The organism is Streptomyces sp. NEAU-174 (assembly GCF_052665095.1).
Map to the genome: position 1 here is coordinate 1 of NZ_JBQTCE010000020.1, position 19,635 is coordinate 19,635.

Annotated in this window: 20 protein-coding genes and 1 rRNA gene; 7 read left to right on the top strand and 14 right to left on the bottom strand. The window is 70.4% G+C overall.

What is annotated here, in order from left to right; genetic code table 11:
* Together ACT2CW_RS40990 and ACT2CW_RS40995 are read right to left on the bottom strand one after the other, a co-directional pair.
* Window positions 1-107 (bottom strand): 16S ribosomal RNA (locus ACT2CW_RS40990); the annotation flags it as partial.
* 525 nt (window positions 108-632) lie between these two features.
* Complete coding sequence (locus ACT2CW_RS40995; protein WP_445520276.1) at window positions 633-1,295, bottom strand: DNA-3-methyladenine glycosylase; 663 nt, start codon at window positions 1,293-1,295, stop codon at window positions 633-635.
* Between the two features lie 168 nt (window positions 1,296-1,463).
* Here ACT2CW_RS40995 and ACT2CW_RS41000 point away from each other — a divergent pair, with 168 nt between their 5' ends.
* Window positions 1,464-2,246: a sporulation protein gene (locus tag ACT2CW_RS41000; protein WP_445520277.1), complete on the top strand. Its 783-nt coding sequence runs from the start codon at window positions 1,464-1,466 to the stop codon at window positions 2,244-2,246.
* 113 nt (window positions 2,247-2,359) lie between these two features.
* On the opposite strand, the gene ACT2CW_RS41005 is transcribed toward ACT2CW_RS41000, so the two are convergent.
* Entirely contained in the window at window positions 2,360-2,686 is a 327-nt protein-coding gene (locus ACT2CW_RS41005) for a barstar family protein (RefSeq protein WP_223863993.1), read from the bottom strand.
* 54 nt (window positions 2,687-2,740) lie between these two features.
* On the opposite strand from ACT2CW_RS41005, the gene ACT2CW_RS41010 reads away from it, so the two are divergent.
* Window positions 2,741-3,313: a YbhB/YbcL family Raf kinase inhibitor-like protein gene (locus ACT2CW_RS41010; protein ID WP_445520278.1), complete on the top strand. Its 573-nt coding sequence runs from the start codon at window positions 2,741-2,743 to the stop codon at window positions 3,311-3,313.
* A gap of 106 nt (window positions 3,314-3,419) precedes the next feature.
* Window positions 3,420-3,923, top strand: a complete 504-nt coding sequence (locus tag ACT2CW_RS41015; protein WP_445520279.1) for an HNH endonuclease — start codon at window positions 3,420-3,422, stop codon at window positions 3,921-3,923.
* A gap of 50 nt (window positions 3,924-3,973) precedes the next feature.
* Here the strand turns inward: ACT2CW_RS41015 and ACT2CW_RS41020 are convergent, their stop codons facing one another.
* From ACT2CW_RS41020 to ACT2CW_RS41030, 3 genes are all read right to left on the bottom strand, one after another.
* Window positions 3,974-4,933, bottom strand: coding sequence for an SPFH domain-containing protein (locus ACT2CW_RS41020; protein WP_037963463.1), 960 nt, complete (start codon window positions 4,931-4,933; stop codon window positions 3,974-3,976).
* Window positions 4,934-5,085: 152 nt separating this feature from the next.
* Window positions 5,086-5,511 carry an NfeD family protein gene (locus ACT2CW_RS41025; protein WP_037963495.1) on the bottom strand — a complete coding sequence of 142 codons (426 nt, stop codon included), beginning with the start codon at window positions 5,509-5,511 and terminating at the stop codon, window positions 5,086-5,088.
* A gap of 82 nt (window positions 5,512-5,593) precedes the next feature.
* A complete protein-coding gene (locus ACT2CW_RS41030; RefSeq protein ID WP_037963493.1) occupies window positions 5,594-6,385 on the bottom strand; it encodes an ABC transporter ATP-binding protein in 792 nt (263 codons plus the stop codon).
* 110 nt (window positions 6,386-6,495) lie between these two features.
* Here ACT2CW_RS41030 and ACT2CW_RS41035 point away from each other — a divergent pair, with 110 nt between their 5' ends.
* Entirely contained in the window at window positions 6,496-7,299 is an 804-nt protein-coding gene (locus tag ACT2CW_RS41035; protein WP_086882783.1) for a hypothetical protein, read from the top strand.
* Window positions 7,300-7,512: 213 nt separating this feature from the next.
* On the opposite strand, the gene ACT2CW_RS41040 is transcribed toward ACT2CW_RS41035, so the two are convergent.
* The 3 genes from ACT2CW_RS41040 to ACT2CW_RS41050 form a co-directional block, all read right to left on the bottom strand.
* Window positions 7,513-7,752 (bottom strand): chaplin, encoded by a 240-nt coding sequence (locus ACT2CW_RS41040; protein ID WP_445520280.1) that lies wholly within the window; start codon window positions 7,750-7,752, stop codon window positions 7,513-7,515.
* A 138-nt stretch (window positions 7,753-7,890) separates the two neighbouring features.
* Window positions 7,891-8,535: a response regulator gene (locus ACT2CW_RS41045; RefSeq protein WP_445520281.1), complete on the bottom strand. Its 645-nt coding sequence runs from the start codon at window positions 8,533-8,535 to the stop codon at window positions 7,891-7,893.
* Window positions 8,528-9,691, bottom strand: a complete 1,164-nt coding sequence (locus ACT2CW_RS41050; protein WP_445520282.1) for a GAF domain-containing sensor histidine kinase — start codon at window positions 9,689-9,691, stop codon at window positions 8,528-8,530. The genes ACT2CW_RS41045 and ACT2CW_RS41050 overlap by 8 nt, the downstream gene beginning before the upstream one ends.
* 440 nt (window positions 9,692-10,131) lie before the next feature.
* Between ACT2CW_RS41050 and ACT2CW_RS41055 the strand changes: the two genes are divergently transcribed.
* Complete coding sequence (locus ACT2CW_RS41055) at window positions 10,132-10,899, top strand: transglycosylase SLT domain-containing protein (RefSeq protein ID WP_445520283.1); 768 nt, start codon at window positions 10,132-10,134, stop codon at window positions 10,897-10,899.
* Between the two features lie 117 nt (window positions 10,900-11,016).
* Here ACT2CW_RS41055 and ACT2CW_RS41060 read toward each other — a convergent pair whose 3' ends face one another.
* The gene (locus ACT2CW_RS41060; protein ID WP_445520284.1) at window positions 11,017-13,716 is read right to left on the bottom strand and encodes an FHA domain-containing protein; all 2,700 of its coding nucleotides are present in this window, start codon (window positions 13,714-13,716) and stop codon (window positions 11,017-11,019) included.
* A 225-nt stretch (window positions 13,717-13,941) separates the two neighbouring features.
* On the opposite strand from ACT2CW_RS41060, the gene ACT2CW_RS41065 reads away from it, so the two are divergent.
* Both ACT2CW_RS41065 and serB read left to right on the top strand, forming a co-directional pair.
* The gene (locus ACT2CW_RS41065) at window positions 13,942-15,504 is read left to right on the top strand and encodes a streptophobe family protein (RefSeq protein ID WP_445520285.1); all 1,563 of its coding nucleotides are present in this window, start codon (window positions 13,942-13,944) and stop codon (window positions 15,502-15,504) included.
* Between the two features lie 124 nt (window positions 15,505-15,628).
* Entirely contained in the window at window positions 15,629-16,861 is a 1,233-nt protein-coding gene (serB, locus tag ACT2CW_RS41070) for a phosphoserine phosphatase SerB (protein ID WP_164434448.1), read from the top strand.
* A 147-nt stretch (window positions 16,862-17,008) separates the two neighbouring features.
* Here the strand turns inward: serB and ACT2CW_RS41075 are convergent, their stop codons facing one another.
* The 4 genes from ACT2CW_RS41075 to ACT2CW_RS41090 all read right to left on the bottom strand — a co-directional run bounded on the left by ACT2CW_RS41075 (window position 17,009) and on the right by ACT2CW_RS41090 (window position 19,516).
* Complete coding sequence (locus ACT2CW_RS41075) at window positions 17,009-17,527, bottom strand: SixA phosphatase family protein (protein WP_164434446.1); 519 nt, start codon at window positions 17,525-17,527, stop codon at window positions 17,009-17,011.
* Between the two features lie 115 nt (window positions 17,528-17,642).
* Complete coding sequence (locus ACT2CW_RS41080) at window positions 17,643-17,861, bottom strand: hypothetical protein (protein WP_086883910.1); 219 nt, start codon at window positions 17,859-17,861, stop codon at window positions 17,643-17,645.
* A 151-nt stretch (window positions 17,862-18,012) separates the two neighbouring features.
* Window positions 18,013-18,129: an SGM_5486 family transporter-associated protein gene (locus ACT2CW_RS41085; RefSeq protein ID WP_267950710.1), complete on the bottom strand. Its 117-nt coding sequence runs from the start codon at window positions 18,127-18,129 to the stop codon at window positions 18,013-18,015.
* A 67-nt stretch (window positions 18,130-18,196) separates the two neighbouring features.
* Complete coding sequence (locus tag ACT2CW_RS41090) at window positions 18,197-19,516, bottom strand: CynX/NimT family MFS transporter (RefSeq protein ID WP_445520286.1); 1,320 nt, start codon at window positions 19,514-19,516, stop codon at window positions 18,197-18,199.
* Between the last annotated feature and the right edge of the window lie 119 nt (window positions 19,517-19,635).

Here is a 19,635-nt window from a genome sequence, read left to right on the forward strand (position 1 = left end):
CACCCGTTCGCCACTAATCCCCGGCCGAAACCGGTTCATCGTTCGACTTGCATGTGTTAAGCACGCCGCCAGCGTTCGTCCTGAGCCAGGATCAAACTCTCCGTGAATGCCTCCGGGATATCCCGGTAAACACTGCACGAGAGCGGAACCACCAGCGGAATAACCCAGTGGTTCACAGCGTCCTCGCTGTGTTTTTCTTCAAAGGAACCTCGTCCACGAGTGGACGGGGTATCAACATATCTGGCGTTGACTTTTGGCACGCTGTTGAGTTCTCAAGGAACGGACGCTTCCTTCGAAACCGTTTCACCGGCTTCTCCGGGCGCTTCCCTTCGGTGTTTCCAACCTTACCAGACCCGATTTCCGGTTCGTTTCCGATCCGAATTCCGTTTCCGGCCCCCTGCTGGAGCGGGGTCTTTCGCGCCTTCCGGCGTGTCCACTACTTTAGCGAATTTCCCTCTCGACTCCTAATCGGAGCCCCGGGTCTTGAATTCGCGCAGCGAAACAGGACCCTGTTGGGGATTCGTCGTAGTGGTTGGCCGCTCCGGGGCCGCGGTGTCTCGATCCTGGGATCTGGCGACAGCGCTGCCCGTCTCAAGCGGCTCGGGCTACGTTAGGCGCCCTGCCCAGCGGAGTCAAGTTCCGACCTGACGGCGCGTCGAATTCCGGCGACGCGGGGTGTGGGCCCGGTAAGGGCTCACCGAGGGGTCACCGTCGATCCAGAAGCGCCAGGGGTGGGTCGCGCCCTCGCCTCCCACACCGGTGCGCGGGCCGCTCAGCACCTGCTCGGGCCGGGCGGGGTGGCCGCTGAGTATGGAGAGCGGGGCGTCGGGGCCTCCGCACACATCGCTGCCGTCCAGCCTGCGGTCCACGCCCAGGGCCGTGGCCAGCCGGGCCGGGCCCTTGGCCAGCTCATGGTCGCTGCGCGCCTTCGGCCTGCGCTGATGGGCCCACTCATGGCCGTCCAGCACCTCGCCCGCGCGCAGCAGCACCCCGCTGGCGTGGCCCTCCGGTCCGCAGACCAGGTTGAGGCAGTGCCACATGCCATAGGTGAAGTAGACATACGCATGGCCAGGGGGGCCGAACATCACGGCGTTGCGCTCGGTGCGGCCACGGTAGGCGTGCGAGCCGGGGTCCGCCGGGCCCGCGTATGCCTCGACCTCGGTCAGGCGCAATTCGATCGGTCCGTCCGGGGTACGCCGGACCAGGACGCGGCCCAGGAGGTCGGGCGCGACCTCGAGGACGGGCCGGTCGAAGAAGGCGCGGTCAAGGGGGGTGCGGTCAGGTCCTGCTGTCACGCAGCCCGAGCGTAGTGGAACAGATATGAACCGGTGGTTGGAGGCGGCACCGGTCCGCTGGAAGGGTATGAGCCGCGGAACCGCCCACGGCTGTTTCGCGTTTCTAGGTGTCAACAGTGATCGAATGCGATCGAGTCAAGACGCAGTCGCGTCCTTGAGAGGGAGAACATGGGCTTCAAGAAGCTGCTCGCGAGTATGGGTGCCGGTGGCGCTTCGGTGGAGACGGTGTTGACCGAGGAGAACGTCGTCCCGGGCGGCATTGTGCAGGGCGAGGTCCGGATCCAGGGCGGCTCGGTCGCGCAGCAGATCGAGGGGCTCTCGGTCGGCCTGCAAGCGCGGGTCGAGGTGGAGGGCAACGACCAGGAGTACAAGCAGGACGTGGAGTTCACCCGGCAGCAGCTGGGCGGCGCGTTCGAGGTGCAGCCGGGCGCGGTGCACGCGGTGCAGTTCGGCCTGGAGATCCCGTGGGAGACCCCGATTACCATGTTCATGGGCCGCCATCTGTCCGGTATGAACGTGGGGGTGACCACCGAGCTGGCGATCGCGCGCGCGGTGGACTCGGGCGACCTGGACCCGGTCAATGTGCATCCGCTCCCCGCCCAGCAGGCGATCCTGGACGCCTTCGGCGCCCTCGGCTTCCGGTTCAAGAGCGCCGACCTGGAGCGGGGGCACATCCGTGGCACCCGTCAGCGGCTGCCCTTCTACCAGGAGATCGAGTTCTACGCGCCGGAGCAGTACCGGGGCCTGAACCAGGTGGAGTTGTCCTTCGTCGCGGACGACCGCGAGATGGACGTGGTGCTGGAGATGGACAAGAAGCCGGGGCTGTTCTCCGAGGGCAGTGACACCTACCGGTCGTTCACGATGAACCTGACCACCTTCCAGGACACCGACTGGGCCGCCTATCTGAACGAGTGGCTCGCCCAGGTCGGCGGCAAGCGCAACTGGTTCTGAGGTTCCCCCTCCCCGGGCCGGACTTCCACGGACCGGACTTCCGCGCGGGGCGTGCACCGAGGGCGACTCGGTGCACGCCCCGCGTGCGTGTGTCAGGGGCCGTCCTCGTACCGTCAGGGGCCGTCGTCGTAGCGCACCACCAGGGGCCGTCCCCGCGCCGCCCAGTACGCCTCCGCGTCGGCCAGGATGTCGGCCGCGATCGCGGCGGCGTCGGGGTCCGCGTCGCGGAAGGCCGGCCAGCCCTGGATGTCCAGCAGACAGCCGCTGGGCTCGCCGCCCTCGGCCCACCAGGACAGATCGGTGACGCAGTCGGCGAGGGCATCCCAATTCCTCCCGTACCAGTCGGGAAAGCGCAGGTCCCGGGCGCAGCGGGCGAGGAAGCCGTCCTTGTCCGTCACGCCGTCGAGGCGCAGGTGGAGGGCGAGGGTGGGGCCGGTCATGGGCGACATGGTGCCAGCCCGCCGGGTACCGGTCTCGTTAGGCTGGCCGCGGAGATGATCCACTGCGACTTCGAGGAGGTTCTCGACGTGTCCGAGCAGAACCGGGCCCCGCTCCCCCATGACTTCCATCCGCCGGTGCCGTCGTTCACGGTGGTGAGCGACGATGTGGCACCGGGTGGCACGCTCAAGTCCGCCCAGGTGCAGGCGGAGGGGAACGCCTCTCCGCAGCTGCGCTGGGAGGGTTTCCCGGAGGGGACGAAGAGCTTCGCCGTCACCTGCTTCGACCCGGACGCCCCGACGGGCAGCGGGTTCTGGCACTGGGTGGTGTTCGACATCCCGGCCACGGTCACCGAGCTTCCGGCGGGTGCGGGCAGCGGTGGCTTCACGGGCCTGCCCGAGGGTGCCGTACAGGCGCGCAACGACTACGGGACCCGTGACTTCGGCGGGGCCGCGCCGCCGCCCGGGGACGGTCCGCACCGCTATGTGTTCACCGTCTACGCGGTGGACAGCGAGAAGCTGGGCCCGGATGCGGACGCCTCGCCCGCGGTGGTCGGCTTCAATCTGCGGTTCCACACGCTGGGGCGGGCCCAGTTGATCGGGGAGTACGAGGTGCCGGCCGCGGGCTGACGCGGCGAAATTGCGTTGTTCTCGGCCAGGCTCCCGGCCAGAGTTGATCCCGGTCCCGCCGATCTCCGGCACGGGACCGGGACACCGGGATGCGGGGGTGGTCGGGATGCGCGAGACGCTGGTTCTGAACGCGAGCTTCGAGCCGCTGGCGACGGTCACGCTGCGGCGCGCCGTGGTGCTGGTCCTCCAGGACAAGGCCGTCGTCGAACACGCCCACCCGGGGCTGCGGGTGCGGGCCGCCGATGTCGATCTGCCGCTGCCGCGGGTGATCCGGCTCTGCCGTTACGTACGGGTGCCGTTCCGAAGACGTGCCCCGTGGTCGCGGCGCGGGGTGCTGGTCCGGGACCAGCACCGGTGCGCGTACTGCGGCCGCCGGGCGACGACCGTGGACCATGTGGTGCCGCGGTCGCGCGGGGGTGGGGACACCTGGCTGAATACGGTGGCCTCGTGCGCCGAGGACAACCACCGTAAGGCGGACCGGACTCCGGAGCAGGCGGGGATGCGGCTGCTCAAGGCGCCGTTCGAGCCGACGCCTTCGGATGCGCTGCTGCTGGCGCTGGGGACGGCGGAGCGGGACGGTCTGCCGGAGTGGCTGGCGCTGCCCGCCTGAGTCCCATCCCCTGACGAAAGCCGCCGAGGGGCCGCCCCGCCGCCGTCCGTTCAGTCGATCGTGGGCTGTTCGCGGCGCGGGGCGGGCTCCTTACCGGTGCCACCGGGGGTGCCGCCACCGTTTCCGCCGCCGGTCAACGGGCCGAAGTTGCCCATGGCCCCGCCGAGGCCCTTGAGGGCGTCGCCGATCTCGCTGGGCACGATCCAGAGCTTGTTGGCGTCGCCCTCGGCGATCTTCGGCAGCATCTGGAGGTACTGGTACGAGAGCAGCTTCTGGTCCGGGTCTCCGGCGTGGATGGACTCGAAGACCGTACGGATCGCCTGGGCCTCGCCCTCGGCGCGCAGCGCGGCGGCCTTGGACTCACCCTCGGCCCGCAGGATCGCGGACTGCTTCTCACCCTCGGCGCGCAGGATCTCGGACTGCCGGACACCTTCGGCCTGGAGGATCGCGGCGCGCTTGTCACGGTCGGCGCGCATCTGCTTCTCCATCGAGTCCTGGATGGAGGTGGGCGGCTCGATGGCCTTGAGCTCGACGCGGTTGACGCGGATGCCCCACTTGCCGGTGGCCTCGTCGAGGACGCCGCGCAGCGCCGCATTGATCTCCTCGCGGGAGGTCAGGGTGCGCTCGAGGTCCATGCCACCGATGATGTTCCGCAGGGTGGTGACGGTCAGCTGCTCGATCGCCTGGATGTAGCTGGCCACTTCGTAGGTGGCGGCACGGGCGTCGGTCACCTGGTAGTAGATGACGGTGTCGATGTTCACCACCAGGTTGTCCTGGGTGATCACCGGCTGCGGGGGGAAGGGCACGACCTGTTCACGGAGGTCGACGCGGTTGCGGATCGAGTCGATGAACGGGACGACGATGTTGAGGCCCGCGTTGAGGGTGCGTGTGTAGCGTCCGAAGCGCTCCACGATGGCGGCACTGGCCTGCGGGATGACCTGGATCGTCTTGATCAGTGCGATGAAGACCAGCACCACGAGGATGATCAGGACGATGATGATCGGTTCCACAGCGGCTCCCCGTGCCCTTCATGCGGCGATTCGGATGGTCGGGATGATCAAGTCTGGCGGTTCCCGAGGGTGGAGTCTGTCAGATCCATGGTCGACTCCGCAGCTCAACCGGGGCGCCCTGGGCTCTTGGTAGGACTCTCCCGGTACGGCGTCTACATGACGACGGCCGTCGCACCGTCGATCTCCACCACGTCGACCTGCTGCCCTGGTTCGTACGCCTGGCCGGGGTCGAGCGAGCGCGCGGACCACACCTCGCCCGCGAGCTTGATCCGGCCGCCTCCGCCGTCGTCGACGCGCTCGAGGACGACGGCCTGGCGGCCTTTCAGCGCCTCGATGCCACTGCGCAGCTCGGGCTGCTGACGGCGGCTGCGGACCGCCATCGGGCGCACGACGGCGACCAGTGCCACGGAGACGGCGCAGAAGACGACGACTTGAAGCACGATGCCGCCGCCGAGCGCGTCGGTGATGGCACCGGCCACGGCGCCGACCGCGACCATCCCGAATTCGGGCATCGCGGTCAGCACGAGCGGAATGCCCAGTCCTACGGCGGCGATCAGCCACCACACCCACGGATCCACATGGTCATGGTAGTTGTCCCAAGTCGCCGGGGACAGTGCGCGGATCACCCGCCGGTGGCACGGTGGGCGCAGGGGGCGGACTTCAGCTCAGCGGCAGGCCCTGGGCGGTCCAGCGGTCGCCGTTGCGCTCGACGACCAGCGGGAGTCCGAAGCAGCGGGAGAGGTTGCGGGAGGTCAGTTCGGTCTCGACCGGGCCCGCGGTGAGCACCTTCCCCTGGCGGATCATCAGAACATGGGTGAAGCCGGGGGGGATTTCCTCGACATGATGTGTCACCATGATCATCGACGGGGCGAGCGGGTCGCGGGCGAGCCGTCCGAGGCGGCGGACGAGGTCCTCGCGGCCACCGAGGTCGAGTCCGGCCGCGGGCTCGTCGAGGAGCAGCAGCTCGGGGTCGGTCATCATGGCGCGGGCGATGAGGGTGCGCTTGCGCTCGCCCTCGGAGAGGGTGCCGAACTTCCGGTCGAGGTACTCGGTCATGCCGAGGCGGTCGAGGAAGGCGCGGGCGCGGGTCTCGTCGACCGCGTCGTAGTCCTCCTGCCAGTGGGCCGTCATGCCGTACGCGGCGGTAAGGACGGTCTCGAGGACGGTCTGGCGGCGCGGCAGCTTCTCGGCCATGGCGATGCCCGCCATGCCGACGCGGGGGCGCAGCTCGAAGACGTCGACGCGGCCGAGCAGCTCGCCGAGGATCCGGGCGGTTCCGGAGCTCGGGAAGAGGTAGCTGGAGGCGAGGTTGAGGAGGGTGGTCTTGCCGGCGCCGTTGGGCCCGAGGATGACCCAGCGCTCCCCTTCCTTGATCGACCAGGAGACCTCGTCCACCAGAGCCCGCCCATCGCGGACCACCGATACGTCCAGCAGCTCCAGAACCTCGCTCATGAGCGCGTTGTCTCCCATTGCAGTCTCGAGTCGTGCGTGCGCCTGTGGGCGCAGCCCCCTGAGGAAAACCTACGCCACACGTTGTCGGTGGCAGTCCTTAGGCTGGTGCCATGCTCGATGAACCACGTTCAGGGCGCCTCGCAGCTTGGGGAAATGCCCTTCTCGCCGGACTTGTCTCCCCCGATGAGGCGGCGCATCGCATCGCGGGTGAGGACGCGTCGCACCGGGTGGCCGGGCTTCCGGGCGAGTCCGGGCAGGTGGGGCTCACCTTGGCGCTGGGGCGGCTGCGGGCGCTCGGGGCCAAGGGGCTGCGGGTGGCCCTTCCCATAGCGGGGCATCCCCTGGGGCTGAGCGGCCCGCCGGAGTTCAACGCCCACGCGCTCGAGGCGGGCGAGGCGGTGATCGCCACCGGGGCGGCGCTCGGCCTGGTGCCCGAGGTGTCGGCGGCCGGGCCCGAGGGCGATCAGCACATCGAGGTGGTGTGGCGGTGTCAGGCCGTGCGGGAGGCGCCGCCGGCCGATGTGCCGTCGCTGAGCGAGGCCGAGCGGGAGCTGGCGGAGGCGCTGCGGGAGGCCACGGAGGTGCTCTCGCGGCTGAACGTGGCGGGGTCGGGCCCGGTGGCCGAGGCGGCCCTGGAGGCATATCGGGCGCGGGCCGAGCGAGGGCGCGAGGTGCTGGCCCCGGGCTATCCGCCGCGCGCCATACGGGTGCTGGAGCTGGCGCAGCGGGTGGGTGCGCTGGTGGACATCGCGTATATGGCGGGCGGGGACGGCCGGGAGCACGGCGGGGCGGTGAGCGCGTCGGAGATCACGGCGCGGGCCGAGGCGCTGCGGCCGGTGGAGCGCACCTCGCGGCGGGCCCAGGTGGCGGCGTACAACGCGTATGTGGAGGAGCGGGAGCGGGGCGGTCTGTGACCACTGCGGGCCCGTGACCACCGCGGGTCTGTGACCACTGTCGGTCTCTGACCGCCGCCCGGTCTCTGACCGCTGCGCGCCTCTGACCACCGCAGGTCTGTGGCCGCCGCGCGGGGGTGTTACGGGCCCCCGAGGCCGACATGGGGCCGGCCCCGGAGGCGGGTGCCTCCGGGGCCGGCCGGTGGTGCGTCGGGATATCCGCCAAGGGGTCGGTCAGCGGCCGCAGGGGACGCCGTACGCCGGGTTCATGGCCCCGATGACCGAGATGGTGTTGCTGCAAAGGTTCACGGGCACGTGGATGGGCGCCTGAATGTTGTTGCCGGAGACGGTACCCGGGGAGGTCATCGCCCCACCGTTGGCCTGGGGGCCCTGGGCGGAGGCGACACCGGCACCGGCGACGGCGAGTCCGCCGGCCACGATCGTGAGGGCAGCGAACCTCTTGATGTTCTTCACTTCTCAAGACCCTTCATTCATCAACGCATCACCGCGGCGGTCCGCCGCGGTACGCCGTGAAGAACGGCCCGACCGATGGCGAGTTGCGCTGTTCGAGTGATCGCCACACGTTGGTGTGATTTCACGGAGAAACGCTGTTCAGGCTCCGATCCCGTGCCGTACTGTCCATAGGGCGGCCTGAGTGCGATCGGCGAGGTCCAATTTCATAAGAATGTTGGACACATGGGTTTTCACGGTCTTTTCGGACAACACCAGCGCACGGGCGATCTCCCGGTTGGACCGGCCATCCGCGATCAGCGCCAGCACCTCGCGTTCGCGCTCGGTGAGCGACCCGCCGCGCCCCTGGCCGCCGCCGTCCTCCTGGGAGAGCAGCGCGAGGGCCACCTCGGGCTGGAGCAGCACATGCCCGGAGTGGACGGACCGGATGGCGCGGGCCAGCGCCTCGGGGTCCACATCCTTGTAGACATAGCCCGCGGCGCCCGCGCGCAGGGCGGGGACCACGGTGCGCTTCTCGGTGAAGCTCGTCACCACCAGCACCCGGGCGGGGTTGTCGAGGTCGCGCAGGGTGCGCAGCGCCTCGATCCCGTCGAGGCCGGGCATCTTCACATCCATGAGGACGACGTCGGGGCGCAGCTCCTCGGCCCGGGCGACGCCCTCCTCGCCGTCCGACGCCTCGCCGACCACCTCGATGTCGTCCTGGACCTGGAGGAAGGTCCGCAGGCCGCGCCGCACCACCTGGTGGTCGTCGACGAGCAGCACCCGAATCCGTCCCGGGTCAGCCACCGGGCACCTCCATCTCGATCGCGGTGCCCTTGCCGGGCGCCGACTCCACCGTGAGACCGCCGCCGACGCCGCCGGCCCGGTACCGCATCGACACCAGTCCGAGGTGGCGCCCGGCGCGCCGTACGGCCGAGGGGTCGAACCCCTTGCCGTCGTCGGCGACGCGGAGCCGGGCGCCCTGGCCGTGCCGGGCGAGGGTGACGTCCACCTGCCGCGCGTCGGCGTGGCGCAGCGCGTTGTGCAGGGCCTCCTGGGCCACCCGCAGCACGGCCTCCTCCTGGGCGGGGGGCAGCGCCCGTACGCCGTGGCAGGCGAAGGTGACACGGGCGGAGTGGGCCCGGTCGAGCACCTGCACCTGGGTCCTGAGGGTCGCCACGAGGCCGTCCTCGTCGAGGGCGGCGGGGCGCAGCTCCACGACGGCCGAGCGCAGCTCGTCGGCGGCCTCGGCGGCGAGCTGCGTGATCTGCTGGAGCTCGTCCTTGGCGCGGCCGGGATCGCGGTCCACCAGGGCCGTGGCCGCCTGGGCGGTCAGCCGCAGCGAGAAGAGCTTCTGGGAGACCGCGTCGTGCAGCTCATGGGCGAGCCTGGCCCGCTCCCCGGCGATGGTGAGCTCGCGGGCTCGCTCGTGGAGCCGGGCGTTGGTCAGGGCGATGGCGGCGTGCTGGGCCAGGATGGACAGCAGCTCCTCGTCCTCGGCGGTGAACCCGCAGCCGCCCTCGGGCTTGGGGCATCGCTTGTTGGCGAGGAATACCGCGCCGAGAACCTCATCGCCGTCGGCAATGGGAAGTCCCAAGAAATCCGACATAACGGGATGAGCAGCTGGCCATCCCTCAAAGCGGGCATCCAGCCGCACATCGGCGAGTCGTTGTGGAGTGGCGTCCTTGAGCATCGCGGCGAGAATGCCGTGCTGCCGGGGCAGCGGCCCGATGGCCTTCCACTGCTCCTCACTCACCCCATCTACTACGAACTGGGCGAAACCTCCGTGATCATCCGGAACCCCCAGAGCGGCATACTCCGCATCGAGCAGCTCACGGGCGGACACAACGATGGTCTTTAGGACATCACGGACTTCCAGATGCCGGCTCATGGCGAGCAGTGCCGCGCTCACCCGGCTCAGCCCGGCCTCGGCTCCGCCGCCCCGTCCTTTCGTCATGGGCATTACCGTACCCACCGCCATCCGGTGGGCATATCGGCCGGTCGGCGGCCACCTGATAAGACCTGAGCCCTAGGTCGAACGGCGCACACGAGGCCCCCAAAGGGGCTGTTACAGGGGTGGAAAATACAAACACCCTGAGCATTTGCGTGGGCACAGCGCGCAATATGAGAAGCTCCGCGATGTGAGCCCGGACACACGACCTAAATCACTTACGAACGTGCTTAGTGGTTGTTTCATATGCGACTGAGCGGGGATGACGGCCGTCCGCGTGGGCATGAACGGCCTACTTATCCACTAAGCAGCATCGTATGTCACGCCTTTGCGACAACTTTTTGCGGCAGCTAAGAATTTCACCCAGTCGCACGGCGCCGTAGATCCAGGAACGGCGCTCTGCGCGCCGATTTGGCCTGCGACTCAAGCGATTGGAAGAGGTCTACTCCGCCATGCCCCTGCCCAACATCCCCGGTTACAACCGTCTCACCAAGACGCACAAGTACTCCGCCGCCGGAATCGCAGCCGCCGGTGCCGCCGCCATAGCCTTCGCGGTCGTCCCCGGTGGGGACGCCGGTGCCAAGACCACGGCCCAGGACCTGCCGAACAAGCCGGTCGCCCTCACCTCCCAGAAGGCCGACGCCCAGGCCCACCACGAGGTCCTGGCGAAGCAGTCCGCCCTCGCCGCGAAGCAGGCCAAGGACGAGGCCGCGAAGGAGGCCGCGAAGAAGGCCGCCGCCAAGAAGGCCGCGGAAGAGGCCGCCGCGAAGAAGGCGGCTGAAGAAGCCGCCGCCAAGAAGGCCGCCGAGGCCAAGGCCGCCAAGGAGCGCGCCGCCAAGCAGGCCGCGAGCCGCTCCGCCACGCGTATCGAGACGGTCGCCGCCGAGAAGAAGACCTACCCGGACAACCTCGACGGCTGGATCCGGGAGTCCCTCGACATCATGAAGGAGAAGGGCATCCCCGGCTCCTACGAGGGCATCCACCGCAACATCATCCGGGAGTCCGGCGGCAACCCGCGCGCCATCAACAACTGGGACATCAACGCCCAGAACGGCGTGCCCTCCAAGGGCCTGCTCCAGGTAATAGCCCCGACCTTCCAGGCCTACCACGTCGACGGCACCTCCTGGGACCCGTACGACCCGGTCGCGAACATCACCGCCGCCTGCAACTACGCCGCCGACCGGTACGGCTCGATGGACAACGTGAACGGCCCGTACTGAGCCTGAAGGACCCGTCATGAACCCGGCGTCGCAACGTCGAAGGGCGAGACGCCGAAGGGCGACGGCACCCCCTGTGTGCGAGGGGTGCCGTCGCCCATTTCGTGACCGCCGTGGCGGCTACTTGCGCATGACCTCCGGCTCATGGCGGCGCAGCAGCCGCGCGACCGCGATACCGCACACGATGCCCAGGACGATCAGCGCGACCATGTCGATGCCCCACTGGGTGGTGGTGTGCTCCCACAGCGGGTCGGTGTCCAGGGGCTTCTTGCTGTCCCACGGCGCCATCATGTGACCGGCGCCCGGGCCGAGGTCCAGCGTGGCACCGGCCGCGCCGATCGCCCAGCGGGACGGCATCAGCCAGGCGAACTGCTCCACACCCGGCGATCCGAAGATCTTGAACAGCACACCGGTGAAGACCACCTGGACGATCGCGAACATGACCAGCAGCGGCATGGTCTTCTCGGCGGTCTTCACCAGGGACGAGATGACCAGGCCCACCATCATCGAGGTGAAGCCGATCGCGATCACCGCCACGCAGAGCTCGGCGGCCGGTGGCATCAGCAGGCCCTCTTCGGGCAGCTTGCGCGTCGAGAGACCGATGGCGGAGATGATGACGCCCTGGCATGCGGTGATCACGCCGAGCACGATCACCTTGGACATCAGATACGCGGAGCGGGACAGGCCGACCGCCCGTTCCCGTTCGTAGATGACCCGTTCCTTGATCAGTTCTCGTACGGAGTTGGCCGCGCCGGTGAAGCACATGCCGACCACAAGGATCAGCAACACCGTCCCGGCGGCCTGGTTGAAGCTGCCCTTGGGGGCCATCTGGAGGCCGAACTTCGCCGGGATGACGACGCTCACCGCCCCCAGCACGGCGGGCAGGATCACCATCAGCCCCATGAAGCCCTTGTCGGAGCCGATCACCGACAGATAGCGGCGGATCAGCGTCCACAGCTGGGATCCCCAGCTCTGCGACTTCTGCATCCGGGCCGGCGGCGCCTGGACGTTCACCGACTGCGGGGCCACGGAGTCGAGGTCCGCCGCGTACATCTGGTAGTGCTGCGAACCGCGCCAGCGGCCCGCCCAGTCGTAGTCGCGGTAGTTCTCGAACGCCGAGAAGACATCCGCCCAGGTGTCGTAGCCGAAGAAGTTGAGCGCCTCGTCCGGCGGGCCGAAGTAGGCGACCGAACCGCCCGGCGCCATCACCAGGAGCTTGTCGCACAGCGCCAGCTCGGCCACCGAGTGGGTGACCACCAGCACCGTACGGCCGTCGTCGGCCAGACCGCGCAGCAGCTGCATCACATCGCGGTCCATGCCCGGGTCGAGACCGGAGGTCGGCTCGTCCAGGAAGATCAGCGACGGCTTGGTGAGCAGCTCCAGCGCGACCGAGACCCGCTTGCGCTGACCGCCGGAGAGGGCGGTGACCTTCTTCTCCCGGTGGATGTCCAGCTTGAGCTCGCGCAGCACCTCGTCGATCCGGGCCTCGCGCTCGGCCTCGGCGGTGTCACCGGGGAAGCGGAGCTTGGCGGCGTAGCGCAGCGCCTTCTGGACGGTCAGCTCCTTGTGGAGGATGTCGTCCTGGGGCACCAGACCGATGCGCTGGCGCAGCTCGGCGAACTGCTTGTAGAGGTTCCGGTTGTCGTAGAGGACATCGCCCTGGTTGGCCGGGCGGTAGCCGGTGAGCGCCTTGAGCAGCGTGGACTTACCGGAGCCGGACGGGCCGATGACCGCGACGAGGGACTTCTCCGGGACGCCGAAGGAGACGTCCTTCAGGATCTGCTTGCCGCCGTCGACCGTCACCGTCAGATGGCGGGCCGAGAAGGAGACCTCACCGGTGTCGACGAACTCCTCGAGGCGGTCGCCGACCAGCCGGAAGGTGGAGTGACCGACGCCGACGGTGTCGGTGGGGCCGATGATCTGCTGCCGGACCGGCTGGCCGTTGACATAGGTGCCGTTGTGGCTGCCGAGGTCACGTATCTCGAAGCGGCCGTCGGGCAGCGCCTGGAACTCGGCGTGGTGGCGCGAGACCTGGAGGTCGGAGACGACCAGGTCGTTCTCCAGCGCACGACCGATGCGCATCACCCGGCCGGCGGCCAGCTGGTGGAAGGTGGTCGGGCTGCGGTCGCCCTGGGCGGTCGCGGTACCGGCCGGACCGGAGGAGCCGGCGCCGGGGCCGCTCTGCGCGAGGTTGCCCTGCGGGGCCTGGGGCTGCGGCTGCTGATGCGGCTGGGGGGCCTGCTGCTGCGGCGGCTGATGGGGCGCCTGCTGCTGCGGGATGAACGGCTGCTGCTGATGCGGGGCCTGGGGCTGCTGCCAGCCTTGGGGCTGCGCCTGGGGCTGCCCCTGGGGTGGGCCCTGCTGCGGCCAGCCGCCGGGGCCGGGCTGCTGCTGCGGCGGCGGCTGCTGGACGGGGGGCTGCTGACCCTGGTGGGCCTGCTGGGGCATGCCCATCGCCGCCTGCTGGCCGTACGCCCCCGCGGCACCCATCGAGGGGGCACCGCCCGAGGGGGCACCGCCGCCGGAGACGCTGAGCCGGGGGCCATCGGTGGCATTGCCGAGATGGACGGCCGAACCAGGGCCGATTTCCACCTGTTGGATTCTCTGCCCCTGCACATAGGTGCCGTTGGTGGAACCCTGATCCTCAATGATCCAACTGCGCCCGCCCCAGCGCACCGTGGCATGTCGCCAGGAGACCCTGGCGTCGTCCAGCACCATGTCGCCCTGCGGGTCACGCCCCAGGCTGTACGACCTGGATGGATCAAGTGTCCAGGTCTGTCCGTTCAATTCCAATACGAGTTCCGGCACTCCGCGCCCCACTAGTTGTCCCCCGAGTTACCCCCTGACACAGGGAGTCTAGGGATGGCGAACATCGTGAGGAACTATTTCAGGCTCAGTCCCTTCACCGAAAGTCGGGTTTTGACAAGACCGCATCTCGGGCGTCATTGACTCATCCGAAAGGCCCTCGGAAAGTGGTAAGCGCTGACGGATAGTGCGGATCATGGTTTATCCGGGCAACTCGCGACGATCGGGGGGTCGGCGACTATGAGCGCGAGCGGCGGCGTACGAGTGCCCTGGGGACCCGCGCTGCTCGCCGCGATCGCCTCGGTGAGCTGGGCGTTCCTGGCCATGGTGGGGATCGCGGCGCTCGGTCTGCATCTGATCGGCGCGGACGGGGCGGGCGCGCTCGGGCCGATGGCCGCCGCGGCGACGGTGCTGGCGGTCGGCGGTTCCGTCACTCCGTCCGGCGATGTGGGCGTCTTCGGGCTGGAGGGCGCCCAGGCCCACGCCGCCATCGATATCGCGCCACTCGGGGTGAGCCTGGTCGGCGCGCTGCTGCTGGGATGGCTGTTCGTACGGTCGTTGCGGGGCGCGGGGGCGGTGATCGGCTGGGCCGAACTCGCCGCGCGGGCGGGCCTGGTGGCCCTGTTCTTCCTGCTGCTGCTCGCCGGGCTGACCTGGGTGGGCAACGATACGGTCACGATCGACGGTGCCACGCTCGTCCGCCGCGGTCTCGGCACCGAGCAGGCCGAGCACGATCTGCTGAGCCGGCTCCCCGAGCAGCTGGGCGATATCGCGGAGATCGGCGGCGGGCTGCTGCCGGACCGGCTGTCCGACCTCGTCGGCGCCAAGGCGTCCGTCGGCTTCACCGTGACACCCGGCCGCTCGCTGCTGGGCGGTGCGGTGTGGGTCGTCGCCGTCCTGCTGCTCGCGCTACTGGCCTCGCGCCGTACCCCGCTGCCGCCCGGCGGGCAGGCGCTGCACCGCACGGTCCGGCCGGCGGTGTCCGCGCTGTGCGGGGTGCTGGTGCTGGCGGTCGGCGCGGGCCTGGTGGCCGGGGTCTACGCGGCGATCGGGGACGACCATCCGGGGCTGGTGCTCGGGTCGGCGCTGCTCGGCGCGCCCAACGGGGTGTGGATCGGGGTGCCGCTCGGGCTGTTCGTCCCCTGGTACGGCCGGGCGAGCGGTGCGCTGCGGCATGTGCTGCCCGACCCGGTGGACGATCTGCTCGCCGGGCCGGGCGGGGAGCGGCTCACGGTGGGGCGGCTGGCCGAGCTCGACGGCCGGGTCTGGCTGCTGGTGGTCGCGAGTGTGCTGCTGATGCTCGCTGCGGGGGTGCTCACTGCGGCCCGTACGCCCGTGGGGGGCTCCCGGCCGTCACCCGTCGGGGGCTCCAGGCCGTCGTCCCTGGGGGGTTCCCGGCCGTTCGTCTTCGCGGGGTGGTGTGCGCTGCGGCTGGGCGTGGTGTCCGCGCTCGCGCTGCCGCTGCTGGTGGGGCTGACCCGGGTCTCGGCGGGGGCGAGCCTGTCCGTGCTCGGCTTCGACGCCTTCGGGGCGGGGATCGAGCTGTACGGGAACGCCGCGCTGGCGCTGGCGCTGGGCGCGGGGTGGGGTGCGGTGGCGGGGGCCGCCGGGGCGCTGGCGGCATGGGCGACGGGCGCGGCGGGGCGCCGGGCGGTGGCGCCCGCGTGGCAGCGGGTGGCGGGCGGCGGCGGGCCGGGGGCGCCGGGCGACGGCGGGCCCCGGAGGCCGGGCGACGATGGTGGGCCCCGGGGGCCGGGCGGCGACGGCGGGCCCGGGGCGCCGGGCGGCGGGCGTTGCGTATGACGTCGCCGATCATGCGAGGGGTGACATCATGGCGACCGGGACATGAACGTTCCGCCTCGGGTGGCCGTCCACGGTGCGGGCTGCCGCGCGCACAGCGCGAACGGCCGGATACGGTGGGAAGACCATGAGCGCATCGCGGATCCCCCCTGTCACCACCGTTCCGGACGATGATGTCCCCACCCTCCTTGTCAAGATCTTCGGCAAGGACCGCCCCGGTATCACCGCCGGGCTCTGCGACACCCTCGCCGCCTACGGCGTGCACATAGTCGACATAGAGCAGGTCGTCACCCGGGGCCGCATCGTGCTGTGCGTCCTGGTCACGGCGCCCAAGTCCGACGGTGCGGAGGGCGATCTGCGGGCCACCGTGCACAGCTGGGCCGAGTCGATGCGGCTCCAGGCCGAGATCATCTCCGGCCGGGGCGACAACCGGCCGCGTGGCACGGGCCGGTCCCATGTCACCGTCCTGGGCAATCCGCTGACCGCCGAGTCGACCGCCGCCATCGCCTCCCGGATCACCGGCACCGGCGGCAATATCGACCGGATCTTCCGGTTGGCGAAGTATCCGGTGACGGCCGTGGAGTTCGAGGTGTCCGGCGCCGAGACGGAGCCGCTGCGCACCGCGCTGGCCATCGAGGCGGCCGATATCGGCGTCGATGTGGCCGTGGTCGCGTCGGGGCTGCAACGCCGGGCGCAGCGGCTGGTGGTCATGGATGTGGACTCCACCCTGATCCAGGACGAGGTGATCGAGCTCTTCGCCGCGCATGCGGGCTGTGAGGCCGAGGTCGCCGAGGTCACGGCCCGGGCGATGCGCGGTGAGCTGGACTTCGAGCAGTCGCTGCACGCACGGGTCGCGCTGCTGGCGGGGATCGACGAGTCCGTGGTGGAGAAGGTGCGCGCCGAGGTCCGGCTCACCCCCGGCGCCCGTACGCTGATCCGCACCCTGAAGCGGCTCGGCTATCAGGTGGGCGTGGTCTCCGGCGGCTTTACGCAGGTCACCGACGACCTCAAGGAACGCCTTGGGCTGGACTTCGCCTCCGCCAACACCCTGGAGGTGGTGGACGGCAAGCTGACCGGCCGGGTGATCGGCGAGGTGGTGGACCGGGCGGGCAAGGCCCGGCTGCTGCGGCGCTTCGCGGCCGAGGCGGGGGTGCCGCTGGTGCAGACGGTCGCGATCGGCGACGGGGCGAACGACCTGGACATGCTGAACGCGGCCGGTCTGGGGGTCGCCTTCAACGCCAAGCCGGTGGTCCGGGAGGCGGCGCACACCGCCGTGAACGTGCCGTTCCTCGACACCGTGCTGTATCTGCTGGGCGTGACCCGCGATGAGGTCGAGGCGGCGGACGCGCACGTGGACTGACGAGCCCCGGTCCGGAACGCGCACCGGCCCCCGCTCCTCCGTCGACGTGGTCGTCGTACGGCGGAGCGGGGGCCGGTGCGTTTGGGGCCTGGGGTCACGCCCGGGGCGGCACGTCCGGCCGATCAGCCGGGAGCGGGCCCGGGCGGATCACTCGTGGGGCGCCCAGAAGCTGGTCAGCCGCCCGCAGCCGATCTCGACCGACTTCCACGAGCCGCTGAAGGTCACGACCGCGAACGCGGAGGTGGGGAAGGCGCCACGGTCCATGCGCTCCTTGGCGTCCTGGTCGGCCTCGCCCGCCAGCGCGTCGGCGAGGCCGTGCATCCCGGGGTTGTGGCCGACGACCAGCAGGTCGGTGATGTCGTCCGAAGTCTCGTTGATCACCTCGATGAGCTGACCGACCGGGGCGTCGTACAACCGCTCCTCGTAGACGGTCTTGGGGCGCTGCGGCAACTCGTGGACCACCAGCTTCCAGGTCTCACGGGTGCGCAGTGCGGTGGAGCAGAGGGTGAGTTCGGGGGTGAGACCGGCCTCCGCGATCCGGCGCCCGGCGAGCGGGGCGTCATTGCGGCCGCGCTCCGCGAGCGGGCGCTCATGGTCGGCCACCTGGGGCCAGTCGGCCTTGGCGTGTCGAAGGAGGACAATCCTGCGGGGCACATCGACGCTCATGCGTCCCAGCTTCGCATGAATCGGTGCACGAGGCGCAGGGTGTTGGAACGACCTCGTCAAACGTGAGCACACCCGCAATACGGCGGACACAACTGATCTCCACCGCCTACGGTGGTCACGGTGCCGCCTCTTCGAAGGTCCGCCGCATCAACTCCACGACCTGCGAGACCGGCCCCGAGCCACCGCTGTCTGCATGGGCGTCGGTGGGTCCGGTCAGCAGGAGCAGCAGCGCCGCGAAGGCCACGGCCGGGAGGGCGACGGCCCACCACGGCAGCCGGGTGTCCATGCCGCTGTCCACCGGGTGCGTGTGCCGGGTACGGGTGCGGGCGGACATGGGATCGCCTCCGGGGTCGCCGAACGTGTCGATGGTTCGACGGTACGGAGCGGGCGGGGCGTCTCCCATCCGGTGAGCCACCCAGTTACCCCTGAGCCCTGCCCCCTAGGGGATGGTGGGGCCAGCCCCACCATCCGGCCTCCGCACCAGGTCAGGGCGAGGCGATGGTGGCGATCACGGCGATGACCACGGTGATGCCCAGCATCACGCCGAAGATGACGAGGAGCTTCTTCTGGCCGTTCGGGGGGTTCTCATCGAGCACTGGCATGGCACCAGTGTCCCATCCCCGGTCCGCGAGATCGGTCGACCCTCGCCCTCGCCGCGCTTAGCGCCCGTCAGCCTTCGTCCTCGAGGTGGCGGTCGCGTCCGGCCAGTACGCCCGCGACGATCTGCGGCACCATGAACCCGGCCATCAGCGCGAGCGGCTGCCCCCAGCCGCCGCTGTGCTGGTAGAGCACGCCGACCAGCAGCGGGCCCGGGATGGACAGCAGATAGCCGACGCTCTGCGCGAAGGCCGACAGCCGGACGACGCCCGCGTGGGTCCTCGTCCGCATCCCGATCATGGTGAGGGCGAGCGGGAAGGCGCAGTTGGCGATGCCGAGCAGCAGGGCCCATGCCCAGGCGCCCTCGGCCGGGGCCAGCCACAGCCCGGCGTAACCGGTGAGCCCGAAGACGCCGAGGACGACGACCAGGACGCCCTGGTGCCGCAGCCGGGCGGCGATCCGCGGCAGGACGAAGGCGAGCGGCACACCCATCGCCATCATCACGGCCAGCAGCAGACCCGAGGTGGAGGCGGAGACCCCCGCGTCCCGGAAGATCTGCGGCATCCAGCCCATGGAGATGTACGCGGCGGTGGCCTGGAAGCCGAAGAAGACCGCCATCGCCCAGGCGAGGGGGGAGCGGGTGATGCGCACCGCGGGAGCGTCGGCGGGGGCCGCGGCGGTCTCGGCCGCGGCAGATGCGTCACCGCCCGCCTCCGGGCTGCCCGCCGCCGGGCCGCTCGCACCGGCGCGGGCGAGGAACAGCCAGGGCACCAGCGCCACCGCGGCGAGCAGCGCCCACACCCCGAGCCCGCTCCGCCAGGAGCCGCCCAGCGCGTCGGTCATGGGCACGGTGGCCGCCGCGGCGGCGGCGGTGCCCAGCGACAGGCCCATCGAGTACAGCCCGGTCATCGCGCCGACCCGGTCCGGGAACCAGCGCTTGACGATCACCGGCATCAGGATGTTGCTCACCGCGATCCCGGCCAGGGCGAGCGCGCTGGCTGCCAGGAAGACCACGGTCCCGCCGGCGAACGGGCGCAGCAGCAGGCCGGTGGCGATGGCAGCCAGGCCGGCGCAGACGATGGCCCCCGGCCCCCACCGCCGGGCCAGCCGTGGCGCGGTGAGCCCGAAGAGCGCGAAGCAGGCCGGGGGCACGGAGGTGAGCACTCCGGCGACGGTGCCGCTCATCCCGAGGTCGTCGCGGACCTCCTCGAGCAGCGGGCCGAGACTGGTGACGGCGGGGCGGAGATTGAGCGCGGCGAGCATGAGCCCTGCCGCCATGACGCGGCCGCGCCAGGGCGAGGCCGCGCGGCGCGGTCCTCCGGGTTCCGCCGGGCGGGGGGCGGAGGCGGCGGTCTCGGGCGTCGCGAGGTCGTCAGACGGGGGCGTATGCATGCCCACCATCATAGAATCATGGGATGAATGCTCGTCCAGTGGATAGCAACCACCCGGTAACGGCCGGGCGGCATCATGGAAGGGTCGTCCGTCCGCGAAGGGGCGTCGGTCCGCGAAAG

Excerpts from the sequence above, each read along its gene's own strand:
- ACT2CW_RS41085 (WP_267950710.1), bottom strand. The coding sequence starts at position 18,129 with ATGCCAGTGCTCGATGAGAACCCCCCGAACGGCCAGAAGAAGCTCCTC.
- ACT2CW_RS41015 (WP_445520279.1), top strand. The coding sequence starts at position 3,420 with ATGCGCGAGACGCTGGTTCTGAACGCGAGCTTCGAGCCGCTGGCGACG.
- ACT2CW_RS41065 (WP_445520285.1), top strand. The coding sequence starts at position 13,942 with ATGAGCGCGAGCGGCGGCGTACGAGTGCCCTGGGGACCCGCGCTGCTC.
- ACT2CW_RS41090 (WP_445520286.1), bottom strand. The coding sequence starts at position 19,516 with ATGCATACGCCCCCGTCTGACGACCTCGCGACGCCCGAGACCGCCGCC.
- ACT2CW_RS41010 (WP_445520278.1), top strand. The coding sequence starts at position 2,741 with ATGATCCACTGCGACTTCGAGGAGGTTCTCGACGTGTCCGAGCAGAAC.
- ACT2CW_RS41055 (WP_445520283.1), top strand. The coding sequence starts at position 10,132 with ATGCCCCTGCCCAACATCCCCGGTTACAACCGTCTCACCAAGACGCAC.
- ACT2CW_RS41035 (WP_086882783.1), top strand. The coding sequence starts at position 6,496 with ATGCTCGATGAACCACGTTCAGGGCGCCTCGCAGCTTGGGGAAATGCC.
- serB (WP_164434448.1), top strand. The coding sequence starts at position 15,629 with ATGAGCGCATCGCGGATCCCCCCTGTCACCACCGTTCCGGACGATGAT.
- ACT2CW_RS41050 (WP_445520282.1), bottom strand. The coding sequence starts at position 9,691 with ATGCCCATGACGAAAGGACGGGGCGGCGGAGCCGAGGCCGGGCTGAGC.
- ACT2CW_RS41080 (WP_086883910.1), bottom strand. The coding sequence starts at position 17,861 with ATGTCCGCCCGCACCCGTACCCGGCACACGCACCCGGTGGACAGCGGC.
- ACT2CW_RS41075 (WP_164434446.1), bottom strand. The coding sequence starts at position 17,527 with ATGAGCGTCGATGTGCCCCGCAGGATTGTCCTCCTTCGACACGCCAAG.
- ACT2CW_RS41005 (WP_223863993.1), bottom strand. The coding sequence starts at position 2,686 with ATGACCGGCCCCACCCTCGCCCTCCACCTGCGCCTCGACGGCGTGACG.
- ACT2CW_RS41030 (WP_037963493.1), bottom strand. The coding sequence starts at position 6,385 with ATGAGCGAGGTTCTGGAGCTGCTGGACGTATCGGTGGTCCGCGATGGG.
- ACT2CW_RS41000 (WP_445520277.1), top strand. The coding sequence starts at position 1,464 with ATGGGCTTCAAGAAGCTGCTCGCGAGTATGGGTGCCGGTGGCGCTTCG.